Source organism: Geothrix campi, assembly GCF_024609265.1.
GTDB classification, from domain to species: Bacteria; Acidobacteriota; Holophagae; order Holophagales; family Holophagaceae; genus Geothrix; species Geothrix campi.
This window is the reverse complement of sequence record NZ_JANHMP010000001.1, coordinates 50,189-62,035: the sequence shown is the minus strand read 5'-3', so window position 1 is coordinate 62,035 and position 11,847 is coordinate 50,189. Positions and strand designations below refer to the sequence as shown.

The following is an 11,847-nucleotide window of genomic DNA, read 5'->3' as shown; positions in this document are numbered from 1 at the left end:
AGGAGCACGAACATGGGCAATCTCGGAATGATGGAAATCCTGCTGATCGGCATCGCGCTGCTGATCTTCTTCGGACCCTCCCGCCTGCCGGAACTGGGCAAGAGTCTGGGCAAGGGCATCCAGGAGTTCAAGAAGGCCAGCCGCGAACTGACGGATTCCGTGAAGGAAGATGTCAGCGCCCCCCCGGCCGACAAGGACAAGAAGTAGGCCCCAAGGCCCTCCACCGGCCGGCCTCTTCACAGGGGCCGGCCTCTCTCTCCCCTCGAGGACCATGGCGCTTCCGGCCACGCCGCCCGACAAGATGAGCTTCTGGGAACACCTGCAGGAGCTGCGGGTGCGCATTGTCCGCTCGCTCGCCATCGTGGCCGTGGGCTTCGCGGTCACCTATGCCTTCCGATTCAAGCTGTGGGCCTGGGCCCAGAAACCCTTCCTCGAGGCCATGTCCCGCCAGACCGGCAAGCCCGTCGCCGCCCTCGATCCCTTCGCCTTCACAGACCTCACCGAGCCCTTCTTCAGCATGATGCGGCTCTCGCTGTGGTGCGCGGCGGTGTTCTGCGCGCCCTTCCTCTTCTACCAGCTGTGGGCCTTCATCCGGCCCGGCCTCCTGCCGAAGGAACGGCGCCTGGTCATCCCGTTCGTCTTCGTGACCTCGGGGTGTTTCCTCGCTGGCGCCGCCTTCGCCTACAAGCAGGCCTTCCGGTTCCTGGGCGACATCCTCTTCCAGGAAGCTGCCTCCGCAGGACTGCGGGCCAACCTGCACGCCTCGGACTACCTGGACCTGTTCATCTCCACCACGCTCATCACCGGCGTGATGTTCGAGTTGCCGGTCCTGTTCTTCTTCCTGGCCAAATTCCGCATCGTGACCGCCCGGCTCATGCTGAAGTACTGGCGCCACGCCACCATGGCCATCCTGATCTTCAGCGCCTTCTTCACGCCCGGCGACGTGGTGGTGACCACCATCTTCTTCAGCGTCGTGCTGCTCGGCCTCTACTTCGTGTCCGTCGTGGTCGCCTGGCTGGCGGAACCGCGCACGCCGAGGTAGTCCGCCAGGTCCTCCAGGCAGAGGTCCACGGCCCGATTGGGCTCTCGCGGGCCGGACAGGGATTGACGGGCCTTGCCATCAGCCAGGAGCAGGCGCAGGGCGAGTTGCAGGCGGCCTGGGAAATCGGTGCCCTGCTCGACCACGGCGGCGCGCCCTTCCGAGGCCAGGGCAAGGGCGTTCATGCGCTGATGCCCGTTGGCGCTGGTGGGCAGGGGCACCAGGATCGCCCCCCGGCCTACGGCCTTCAGCTCGGCGCAAGTGCTGGCCCCGGATCGGCTCAGCACGAGGCTGGCGGATTCCATGGCCTCGTCCACCCGGGCGATGAAAGGAACCAGGGCGTGGCGCGCATGGCGGGGACGGTCCTTCAGGCGCTCGAACTCCACGGGCCCGGCCTGGTGCAGGATCTCCCAATCCGGAGCCCCCGCCAGCAGCGCCGGCGCCCCCTCCAGCAGCGCCTCGTTGAGGGCCCGCGCGCCGCCGCTCCCTCCCAGCACCAGCAGCCTGAGCGGCGGTTCCAGTGTCTCCACGGCCCTGAAATCCCGGAGAAAGGCCTCCCGCACCGGCGTGCCCACCACCCGGCAATCAGCCCCGGGCAGCAGCGGGCGCACCGCCTCCAGACCGCACCAGACGCGCCTGGCCCTGGGAGCGAGCAGCTTCACCAGAGCGCCCGGAGCCGCATTGCTTTCATGCAGGAAAAAAGGGATGCCCAGAGCCCGTGCCGCCAGCAGTGCCGGCGCGGCTCCGTAGCCGCCGGTGCCGATCACGGCCCAGGGCCGTCCACGGCGCCAGAGGGCCTTCAATCGGGCCGTGGCGCGCCACAGCTTCCAGGCGGATTTCGCCGCCCGCAGTGGTGATCGCCCGAGGAAGCCCTCCACATCCAGGAGCAGGTGGGGCCAGACGCTGCCGGGGAGTTCCCGGGCCTCGATCCCGCGGCGGGCCCCCACGAATGCCACGGGATGCTCGGGCCACCGGCGGCGGGCGCCTTCGGCCAGGGCCATGGCCGGGAAGAAATGCCCCCCCGTTCCTCCTCCGGTGAGGACGAGGGCTCCATCGAAAGTCGGGGTGGCGTCGCGCATGATCCGACCACCATACCGGAAGGCTGCCCCAGCCTACCCGAGGGCAGATATAACTTACCTGGAGACAGGCCCGTGATTCCCGGCACAAAGATCGTCAAAGGCCGGTAAGGTGGAAGGTCACGCCGCGCTAGAATCCATTTTTCGGCCGGTCCCCACCGGCCTGTCCATGACGCATCAGGGAGCGCCCATGAAGATCCTCGTCGCCCTCAAACAGGTCCCCGATACTGAGACCAAGATCAAAGTCGCCGCGGACGGCAAGTCGCTCGACCCCGCGGACGTCAAATGGATCACCAGCCCCTATGACGAGTACGCCCTGGAAGAGGCGGTCCGCATCAAGGAAGGGAAGGGAGCCGAAGTGGTGGCCCTCTCCGTTGGTGGCGACACGGCCAAGGAAGTGCTGAAGAATGCGCTGGCCCTGGGTGCCGATAGCGCCGTCCTGCTGAAGGGCGATGGCCAGGGCGATGCCTTCGCTGTGGCGCAGATGATCGCCGCCTACGCCAAGGACAAGGGCTTCGACCTGATCCTCTGCGGCAATAAGGGCCTGGGGGGAGATAACGCCGCCATGGGCCCCATGCTGGCGGAGCTGCTAGGCGTGGCCCAGGCCAACGTCGTCGTGAAGCTGGAACTCGGTGAGGGCACGTTCAAGGCTGAACGCGAGATCGAAGTCGGCTCCGAAGTCGTCGAAGGCGCGCTGCCCGCGGTCATCACCGCGCAGAAGGGCCTCAATGAGCCCCGCTATGCCAGTCTCAAGGGGATCATGGCCGCCAAGAAGAAGACCATCGAAGAGGTGGATGCCGTGGCCGTGACCGCCGGCGCCCAGGTGAGCGCCCTGGTCCTGCCGCCCGAGCGCCCCGCCGGACGCCTGCTGCAGGGCGACGCCTCCGCTCAGGCCCAGGCCCTGCTCCAGGCCCTCAAGGATGAAGCCAAGGTCTTCTAGCCGGCCCTCTTCCGCTGACTGATCCGATTCGAAAGGACGACATCCATGATTCTCGTGTTCTGTGAACTGAAGGACGGCCAGATCCGCAAGCCCAGCGCCGAAGTCCTCAGCGAGGGCCGCCGCCTGGCCGACGCCTCGGGCAAGAAGGTCGGGGCCCTCTTCGCGGGCGCCTCCTGCGCCGGTGCCGCCGAGGCCGCCAAGTTCGGCGCCGACTTGATCCTCACCGCCGAGGCCGCCACCTTGGCCTCCTATTCCAGCGACGCCTTCGCGACGCTCCTCGCCGATGCGGTGAAGAGCAAGGGCGCCACGGTGCTGCTGGCCGCGGCCACCGCCGTCGGCAAGGACGTGCTCCCCCGCGCCGCGGCGCGCCTGGGCGCCGGCTATGCCTCCGACGTCACCGGCCTCGCCATGGTGGATGGCAAGCTGCAGGCCGTGCGCCCCGTCTACGCCGGGAAGGCCTTCGCCACCACCACCTTCTCCAGCGCCGTGCAGGCCGCCACCACCCGCCCCAATGTGTTCCCCGCTGCCGAGAAGGCCGGCGCCGGCACCATGGAGGCCCTCGCCGCCCCCGCCGGAGACTTCAAGTCCGTCGTGAAGGAAATCCTCGCCAAAGCCGGCGGAAAGGTGGATCTCAGCGAAGCCAACGTCATCGTGAGCGGCGGCCGTGGCATGAAGGACGGTGCCAATTTCAAGATCCTTGAGGAACTGGCGGACGCCATCGGCGGCGTCGTCGGCGCCTCCCGGGCGGCCGTGGACGCGGGCTGGGGCCTGCCCCACAGCATGCAGGTGGGCCAGACCGGCAAGGTCGTGAGTCCCACCCTCTACATCGCCTGCGGCATCAGCGGCGCCATCCAGCACATCGCCGGCATGAGCGGCTCGAAGTACATCGTCGCCATCAACAAGGATCCCGAAGCCCCCATCTTCAAGCTGGCGAACTACGGGATCGTCGGTGATCTGTTCGAAGTGGTTCCAGAACTGACGAAGGCTGCCAAGGCCATGGGCATCGGTTCCAACTAGGCCCGATCCCTTGCCCCGTCCGCGCCCGGCATTCGCCGGGCGCTCTCGTTCAGGCCGCGCCTCCGGCTTGCCTTCACGAACGGGGCTACCCTCCACCTATCGGGCGGCGCCCCACGCAGCCCTCCTGCTCCCCGGTTTCGCTGGATCGCAGAGGTGGAGCCTCCGTCGGCGACCTGTTCGAGGTCGTCCCCGAGCTCACCAAGGCCGCCAAGGCCATGGGTATTGGTTCCAACTAGCAGCCGTTCCCTGCTGCAAAAAGGCCCGGCAACTGCCGGGCCTTTTTGCAGCCAAGAAAAACCTCAGACCCCAAACTGCCTCAAATGGTGGTCGAAGTGCTTGTAGATCAAGCATCCCCACTGGTCGCCGCTGAGTCGTCCGAAGAACGGGTGGACCCTGCCGTCGGTCTTGGCGATGCCGCGCTGAACAACGCGGTCGATGAGCGTGGCCAGCCGGGTGCGCTCGACCTCGAAGTCCTGGGGGCTGGACACCACGTAGATGGGATCGGTGGGGGAGTTGCGGCGGAAGGGCTTGTCCCCGAAGACCTGCCCCCGGATGAAGGGCGTGATCAGCTTTCCGAGGAGGAACTGCTTCACCTGACGGTCGCCCAGGGGATCACCCAGGGCGAGGGAGCAGTGCTTCATCATCTGGGCGGGATCCATCCTCCCCCACCGGCGCTGGGCACCCGGCTCCAGTTCCGCGAACCTTAGGGCCAGGGCATCCCGATCGGCCGGGTTGAACAGGGAATTCATCGGTGGTTTCCTCCAGCGGAATGGCGTTCACGGCGCCAGCCTGTCGCCCGGCTGGGCCGGGCGACAGGCTGGCGATAAGAAAAGCTACACGGGTTCGAAGCCCTCGTCCCGGAGGAAGTCCCGGGCGTCCTCGGGATCGCCGAAACGGGCGACGACCATGTCGCCCTCATTCACGTCCCCATCCAGCGCATCCAGGCTGTTCCGCTCGCGGATCACGCAGGAGCCGCCGATCTCATCCAGGCCGAACTGCACCAGCTCCCGGATGACACCATGCTCGTCCCGCCACAATTCGACGTGCAGATCGGTCGCCATGGCCACCTCCCGTGTTCCCCATCCGGCGGAAGGTTAGGTCTTTTCGAAGAAAAGCACCACCATGCCGAAGCCCACCCGGTCCCCATGCTTCAATTCCCGGGGTTCGCCTGGCTGGATACGCTCCCCCCGCACGAAGGTGCCATTGGCCACACCGGGCTCTTCCAGCAGGAAGTACCGGCCGTGCTCGCAGAGGATGCGGGCATGACGCCTGGATACGCTCAGGTTGTGGTCCTCGTCGGTCAAGTCGATGTCAGGATGCACGCCCGTGGTGGGGTCGAAGCGACCGATGAGCGAGCCATGGGCCAGGATAGGATGGGGCTTGCCGCTGAGCACGGATACCAGGTTCGCCACCGGCGTTCCCGCGACCTTCGCGGGCCTGCTGGCATCCAGCTCCTCCACCCGCTCACCCAGCTCGCGGTGCCGCTGGGCCAAGCGCTGCATCATCTTCACGGACACTTCGGGGTTCTGACGAATCATGCGCAGGAAGGTGCCGCGGTTGATGGCGATGAGGTCCGAATCCTCCAGGGCCAGGGCCGTGTGCTGCCGAGGCAGGGCCTCCAGCAGGCTACCCTCCCCGAAGAAGTCCCCCTTGGACAGTTCCTCTGCCCATTCCCCCTTGGGCTCCTCTGAGACATAGAGCCGGACCCGCCCCGCGAGGATGATGTACATCTGCTGAGCCATCTCCCCCTTGCGGAAGATGATCTCGCCTTCGCGGAAGCGCAGCTTGCTTTGGTCGATGAAGCTGGGTTCAGCCATGCGGATCCCGGAGAGTGCCCTAGGTTAACCGATGCCAGGCGATGGGTGAACCGCTTGGGAGAAGGTCTGGGTCATCAGGGCCTCCAGGAGCCGCGCCTCGGAAAGGGAGAACCCGCTCCTGTGTGGAGAATCCAGGTCAAGCACGGCCTGCAGGCGACCTCCAACCGTGATGGGAATCACGAGCTCGGACCGGGTGGCGTCATCGCAGGCGATGTGGCCGGGGAAGGCTTGGACGTCGGGTACCAGCTGGGTGGTTCCGGTGCGGGCACAGGCTCCGCAAACCCCCCGGTCAAAGGAGATGCGGAGGCAGCCCATGCCGCCTTGATAGGGCCCGACCGCGAGCATGCGTTCGCCGATGCGCCGGTAGAAGCCGCACCAGTTGGCCTGGGGCAGTGTCTCCCAGAGCAGACACGCCAGGGTGGCCTGGATGGCCACTTCATCTGTTTCACCTTCAAGCGCGGCGAGGATCTGCGGAAGAGCGGACTGGAGGCGCGCCACCCGCTCGGTCTCAGGCAGCAGGGTGCCCCGTGCCACCGGCTCCAGCAGGATTCCCTCGCTCATCATTTCCTCCGCTACCCTGATGCCGTGACCTTGTGGCGGTTTTGTTGGACACTCTGATCCATGTCCATTCTGCGCTATCTGGCCGCCCCTCTGTCCCCGCTGTACGGGATGGTGGTGCGGGCCCGCAACCGCAGCTTCGACGCTCACCCTGAACGGATCGCTCGCGTCCCCGTCCCGGTGGTGTCTATCGGCAACCTGAGCGCCGGAGGCACGGGCAAGACCCCCCTCACCCTGTTCCTGGCCGAAGGGCTCGAGGCGGCCGGCTGGAGCAACGCCGTGCTGTCCCGGGGCTATGGTGGGCGGCGCGAGATTGATCCCATGAGCGTGGAGGCGGATTCGAACCCCCGGCAGACCGGCGACGAGCCCCTGCTCATGGCCCGGCGCCTGGGACCGGAGCGGGTGGTGGTGGGGCGGAAGCGCCACGCCGCGGCCCTCCGCGCCCTGGCCCAGAGGCCGGGTTTACGCTGCCTGCTGCTCGACGACGGCTTCCAGCACCGCGCCCTGCACCGGGACCTGGACCTCCTGGTGCTTGATGGCGTGCGGCTCTGGGGCGATGGCCGCATGCTCCCCCTGGGGGATCTGCGGGAACCGCAGGAGAGCTCCCGGAGGGCCCATGCCCTGGTCGTCACGCGCGCCGGTCGGGTGCGGGATCGCACCGCCGTGGAAGCCTGGTGGGCTCGTTTCGGCAGCGGCGGTCCCATCTTCTGGGTGGACTTCGCCCTGGGCGCTCTGCGGCGTTGGGGTACGGAAGCGTCTTTCCCCATCCCCCTTCCTGAGCAGGGGCCAGCCTTCGCCTGGTGCGGTCTCGGTCACCCGGAGGCCTTCTACGCCGATCTGCTGGTGGCCGGCCAGGTGTGGGCGGGATCCCATAGCTATCCCGACCACCGGGGCCCCACCCCCGCGGAACTAGGCCGGCTCCAGCTCCGTGCCCAGGCAGCAGACGCCGCCTGGCTGGTCTGTACGGAGAAGGATGCGGTGAAGCTGGGGCCCGAACATGCCAGCGTGCTGGAGATGCCCCTGCTCATCGCCGAGCAGCGCATCGTCGGTGGGGAACCTTTGCTTGCCTGGGTGCAGGCCCATCTGGCTTGAAAGCCCGGCAAGGAAGGAACCGGCCAGTCTTTCCAAAGCCTGGCCGGACCGCTATGCTAGCGCCCACCTTGCCACTCCAACCAGATCCACCTCTCTACGGGGGATACGATGCTCAGGCAGATCTTCTACAGTTCTCTTTTGCTGGCGGCCCTCGGCCTTCACGCCGGGGATTCGGTCAAGCTCGCCATCACGGGCCCGTTCACCGGCGGCTCGGCCCCCATGGGCGCCTCCATGCGGGACGGCGCGAAGTTGGCCATCGCGGAGATCAACGCCGCGGGCGGCATCCAGGTGGGTGGGAAGAAGCTGAAGATCGAGACCATCGAGCGCGATGACGAAGCCAAGAACGAGCGCGGCGCCCTCATCGCCCAGGAACTCGCCGCCATGAGCGACCTGTCAGGGGTCATCGGCACCGTGAACACCGGCGTCTGCATGGCGGGCGACAAGCACCTGCAGGAGAAGGGCGTCACCAAGATCATCTGCCCGGCCGCAGGCTCAGCTTCCATGACCCAGTGGAGCAAGGCCGGCGTGAAGGATCTCTCCATCTTCCGGTTCGCCGCCCATGACGGCATCCAGGCCGCCATGGTGGTCGAGGAGGCCATCAACCGCAAGTTCACCAAGGTGGCCGTGATCTTCGATTCCACCAACTACGGCGTCTCTGGCCGGGACGACATGCTGAACCAGATCAAGCTGCAGGGGAACAAGCTCCAGGTCGTGGCACAGGAGAAGTTCAACATCGGCGACAAGGACATGACCGCCCAGCTGCTCCGCGCCAAGGCCGCGGGCGCCCAGGCCGTCCTGATCTGGGCCATCGGCCCCGAGCTGGCCGCCGTGTCCAACGGCATGGCCAAGATCGGCATGAAGGCGCCCCTCATCGGCGGCTGGACGCTGTCCATGTCCAACTACATCGACAATGCCGGCAAGAACGGCAACGGCACCCTCATGCCCCAGACCTTCATCGAGGAGCCCATCACGCCCAAGGCCAAGGCATTCATCGACGGCTACCACAAGACCTACAAGGTGGAGCGCATCCCTTCCGCCGTGGCCGCCGCCCAGGGCTACGATGCCGTCCTCATCTTCGCCGCCGCCGTGAAGCAGGCCGGCACCACGGACACCCACAAGATCAAGGAAGCCCTGGAGGATCTCAGGGAGCCCGTGAAGGGCGTTATCGCCACCTGGAACCACCCCTACACCAAGTGGAATCCAGCGGACGTGACCACTCACGAGGCCTTCCGCCGCGAGCAGACCGTCATGGGCATGGTGCAGGACGGCCGCGTGGTCTTCGGCAATGCCGCCGACAAGGCGCGCCTGATCAAGGAAGCCGCCGGGACTCCCGCCAAGCCCGCCGCGAAGCCGGCCGCCAAGCCCACCAAGGGCAAAACCAAGTAGCCGATCCGGCACCATCGCCGCTCCGGGGGGCTTCGGCCCCCCGGCTTTTCCGCCCTTCCTCCAGGAAGATCCGGTATGAACCCTTCGATCATCGGACAGATGGCCGTCAGCGGCGCCCTCATGGGCCTCGTGTACGCCCTCATCGCCTACGGTTTCCAGCTCACCTACGCCACCAGCAAGAGCATCAACTTCGGCCAGGGCGAGCTGGTGATGGTATCTGCCTTCTTCAGCCTCACCCTCACCAACCTGGGCCTGCCCTATTGGCTGATGGTGCCGGGGGGCCTGCTCTTCGGCGCCCTGATGGGGCTGGCCATCGAGCGGGCGGGCATCCGCCTGGCCCTCGAGCAGAAGAGCGAAGGCTGGATCCTGCTCTCGATCATCATGGGTCTCTTCCTCTTCTCGGCCGCAGAGAACATCTGGGGGCGCGACGATCGCCCCTTCCCCACACCCATCTCCGCCGATCCGATCCGGGTGCTGGGCGTGGATATCACGCGGCTGGAACTCTCCGTGGCGGTGGGCGTCTTCGCCATCATGGGCCTCATCGAGCTGTTCAAACGCCGCACACTGCTGGGCAAGGCCTTCGAGGCGGTCTCCGCTGACCGGGACGCCGCCGAGCTCATGGGCATCTCCGCGACACGGACCGTGATGCTGTCCTACGCGCTGTCGGGTGCTGTCGCGGCCCTGGCCGGCATCCTCGTCTCGCCCATCACCACGGTGGGTCCCACCATGGCCTCGGCCCTCATCCTCAAGGCCTTCTCCGTGGCCGTGGTGGCGGGCCTCGATTCCGGCTTCGGCGTGGTGCTCATCGGCATGGCGCTCGGTGCGCTGGAAAGCCTGGCGAGCTTCTACCTCGGCAGCGGCTGGCGCGAGGCGCCGGGTCTCAGCCTGCTGATCCTCGCCCTGGCCGTGCGCCCCACCGGCGTCTTCGGCAAAGCCGTCATCCGGAAGGTGTGACATGCGCCGCATCCTCCTCCTCCGTGGCGCCGAGCTCATCGTCTTCGCCTTCCTCGCCACCGTCCCCCTGCTGGTGGTGAACCCCTATGCCCTGGGCCTCCTCACCCTGCTGGCCATCTACGGCATCCTCCTCATCGGGCTGGATGTCACGGTGGGGTACCTGGGCCAGGTGAACCTCGGCCATGTGGCCTTCCTGGGGCTGGGCGCCTACGCGGCCGGCCTCGTCGTCACCCGATTCGGACTCGGCATGGTGCCTGCGCTGCTGGCGGCCACTGTCGTGGGCCTGCTCCTGGGAGCGCTGCTCGCCCTGCCCGCTCTGCGGCTCGAAGGGCCCCAGTTCGCCCTGGCCACCCTCAGCTTCGCGGCCCTCAGCACGACCGCCCTCAACGAACTGGAGAGCCTCACCGGCGGCGCCCAGGGCCTCAGCCTCGTGCGTCCGCCGGTGTTCGGACATGCCCTCACGCCCTCGCTCTTCTACTGGCTCTGCATGGTCCTGCTGGCCCTGGTCTGGATGGTGATGCGGAACCTGCTGTCCTCCCAGTGGGGCCGGGCCTTCGAGGCCCTGCGCGACAGCCCCATCGCCACGGACGCCATGGGCGTGGGCACCTACTACCACAAGGTCGCCGCCTTCTCCCTGGGCTCGGGCCTCGGTGGCCTCGCGGGCGGCCTCTACGCCTTCAACTTCCAGTACCTCCAGCCCCAGAGCTTCGTCTATGAGCTGATGATCATTCTCCTGCTGGGCGTGGTGCTGGGCGGACGCAAGAGCCTGTGGGGCGCCTTCGTGGGCGCCACGGTGGTGGTCCTGCTCCCCAACCTGCTGTCCAACCGCCTGCTCTTCCACATCTTCAGCGGGGCCGGATTCGCCGTGGCCCTGGCGGCGGGCCTGCGGGGCCTGGCCAAGAAGTCCACGCGCCCCTTCCAGGCCCTCGCCCCGGTCGTGGCCATGGGCCTCCTCGCCATCGGCGGGTTCTTCGTGGAGAACACGGAAGACTGGCGCAAGGGCATCTTCGCCCTGATGCTGTTCTCCGTCGTGGTGGGCCTCCCGGAGGGGCTGATGGGGTTCCTGGCCATCTTCCTCGCCAAGCTGTTCCGGGTGCCCCCCTCACCCCTGCCTGAGCCTTCCGACCTGGATTCGGTGCTGCCCCCGCGGGCCCAGGGGGACGGCCCCCTGCTCGTCCTGGCCGACCTCAAACGGCACTTTGGTGGGGTGAAGGCCGTGGACGGGCTGTCCATGCAGGTGCGCGCTGGCACCATCCACGGCCTCATCGGGCCGAACGGCTCGGGCAAGAGCACCGTGGTGAACGTGATCTCCGGCCTGTACACGGCGACCTCGGGCGGGATGTCCCTCCGCGGTTCCGAACTGCCCCAAGGCAGCCTCAACCGGGTGGCCCGGGCCGGTGTGGCGCGCACCTTCCAGAATCTCCAGCTCTTCAGCGAGCTCACGGCCCTTGAGAACGTGATGGTCGCGCTGAAGGGGGTCTACAAGATGCCCCTCCCCCTGGTGCTGCTGGGTTTTGCCCGCCTCGAAGAGCGACGCGCCCAGGCCGATGCCCTCGCCCTGCTCGACCTCATCGGCCTGAAAGACCAGGCGCGGGCCAAGGCGAAGGATCTCACCTACGGCGCCCAGCGCTTCCTGGAGATCGCCCGGGCCCTGGCCCGCAGGCCCGACCTGCTGATCCTCGACGAACCTGCGGCGGGCCTCGCCCATCCGGATGTCCTCCAGCAGATCGAGATCATCAGGCGGGTTCACGCCCGGGGCGTCACCATCATCCTCATCGAGCACCACATGGATGTCGTGAGCGAGCTTTGCGACCAGGTGACGGTGCTGGACGGCGGCAAGGTCATCGCCGAAGGCGCGCCGGACGAAGTAAAGCGGCATCCCAAGGTGATCGAGGCCTACCTGGGCACCGCCAGCGGTTCCGGGCCTTCCGGCGGCGTCGAGCCGCTGCCCGCGTGAAGGAGACCGGC

General features: G+C 67.3%; 13 protein-coding genes. 8 read left to right on the top strand and 5 right to left on the bottom strand.

What is annotated here, in order from left to right; genetic code table 11:
- The first annotated feature begins 12 nt into the window (after positions 1-12).
- Both tatA and tatC read left to right on the top strand, forming a co-directional pair.
- Positions 13-207 carry a twin-arginine translocase TatA/TatE family subunit gene (gene tatA, locus NOV65_RS00305; protein WP_257303202.1) on the top strand — a complete coding sequence of 65 codons (195 nt, stop codon included), beginning with the start codon at positions 13-15 and terminating at the stop codon, positions 205-207.
- Between the two features lie 64 nt (positions 208-271).
- Positions 272-1,042 (top strand): twin-arginine translocase subunit TatC, encoded by a 771-nt coding sequence (gene tatC / locus NOV65_RS00300; protein WP_257303201.1) that lies wholly within the window; start codon positions 272-274, stop codon positions 1,040-1,042.
- On the opposite strand, the gene NOV65_RS00295 is transcribed toward tatC, so the two are convergent.
- Positions 988-2,118, bottom strand: coding sequence for a UDP-N-acetylglucosamine--N-acetylmuramyl-(pentapeptide) pyrophosphoryl-undecaprenol N-acetylglucosamine transferase (locus tag NOV65_RS00295; protein ID WP_257303199.1), 1,131 nt, complete (start codon positions 2,116-2,118; stop codon positions 988-990). The genes tatC and NOV65_RS00295 overlap by 55 nt on opposite strands.
- A 187-nt stretch (positions 2,119-2,305) precedes the next feature.
- Between NOV65_RS00295 and NOV65_RS00290 the strand changes: the two genes are divergently transcribed.
- A complete protein-coding gene (locus tag NOV65_RS00290; protein WP_257303197.1) occupies positions 2,306-3,055 on the top strand; it encodes an electron transfer flavoprotein subunit beta/FixA family protein in 750 nt (249 codons plus the stop codon).
- Positions 3,056-3,100: 45 nt separating this feature from the next.
- Complete coding sequence (locus NOV65_RS00285) at positions 3,101-4,072, top strand: electron transfer flavoprotein subunit alpha/FixB family protein (protein ID WP_257303196.1); 972 nt, start codon at positions 3,101-3,103, stop codon at positions 4,070-4,072.
- 299 nt (positions 4,073-4,371) lie between these two features.
- Here NOV65_RS00285 and NOV65_RS00280 read toward each other — a convergent pair whose 3' ends face one another.
- From NOV65_RS00280 to NOV65_RS00265, 4 genes are all read right to left on the bottom strand, one after another.
- The gene (locus NOV65_RS00280) at positions 4,372-4,821 is read right to left on the bottom strand and encodes a DUF1569 domain-containing protein (RefSeq protein WP_257303195.1); all 450 of its coding nucleotides are present in this window, start codon (positions 4,819-4,821) and stop codon (positions 4,372-4,374) included.
- An 84-nt stretch (positions 4,822-4,905) separates the two neighbouring features.
- The gene (locus NOV65_RS00275; RefSeq protein WP_257303194.1) at positions 4,906-5,133 is read right to left on the bottom strand and encodes a hypothetical protein; all 228 of its coding nucleotides are present in this window, start codon (positions 5,131-5,133) and stop codon (positions 4,906-4,908) included.
- Positions 5,134-5,166: 33 nt separating this feature from the next.
- Positions 5,167-5,889, bottom strand: coding sequence for a cyclic nucleotide-binding domain-containing protein (locus tag NOV65_RS00270; protein ID WP_257303193.1), 723 nt, complete (start codon positions 5,887-5,889; stop codon positions 5,167-5,169).
- 24 nt (positions 5,890-5,913) lie between these two features.
- On the bottom strand, positions 5,914-6,450 hold the full coding sequence (locus NOV65_RS00265) for a GAF domain-containing protein (protein ID WP_257303192.1): 537 nt from the start codon (positions 6,448-6,450) through the stop codon (positions 5,914-5,916).
- Positions 6,451-6,510: 60 nt separating this feature from the next.
- On the opposite strand from NOV65_RS00265, the gene lpxK reads away from it, so the two are divergent.
- The 4 genes from lpxK (at position 6,511) to NOV65_RS00245 (ending at position 11,836) form a co-directional block, all read left to right on the top strand.
- Positions 6,511-7,539 (top strand): tetraacyldisaccharide 4'-kinase, encoded by a 1,029-nt coding sequence (lpxK, locus tag NOV65_RS00260; RefSeq protein WP_257303191.1) that lies wholly within the window; start codon positions 6,511-6,513, stop codon positions 7,537-7,539.
- Between the two features lie 108 nt (positions 7,540-7,647).
- Positions 7,648-8,925: an ABC transporter substrate-binding protein gene (locus NOV65_RS00255; RefSeq protein ID WP_257303190.1), complete on the top strand. Its 1,278-nt coding sequence runs from the start codon at positions 7,648-7,650 to the stop codon at positions 8,923-8,925.
- Between the two features lie 75 nt (positions 8,926-9,000).
- On the top strand, positions 9,001-9,879 hold the full coding sequence (locus NOV65_RS00250; RefSeq protein WP_257303188.1) for a branched-chain amino acid ABC transporter permease: 879 nt from the start codon (positions 9,001-9,003) through the stop codon (positions 9,877-9,879).
- A gap of 1 nt (position 9,880) precedes the next feature.
- Positions 9,881-11,836 (top strand): branched-chain amino acid ABC transporter ATP-binding protein/permease, encoded by a 1,956-nt coding sequence (locus tag NOV65_RS00245; protein ID WP_257303187.1) that lies wholly within the window; start codon positions 9,881-9,883, stop codon positions 11,834-11,836.
- The last annotated feature ends 11 nt before the right edge of the window (positions 11,837-11,847 follow it).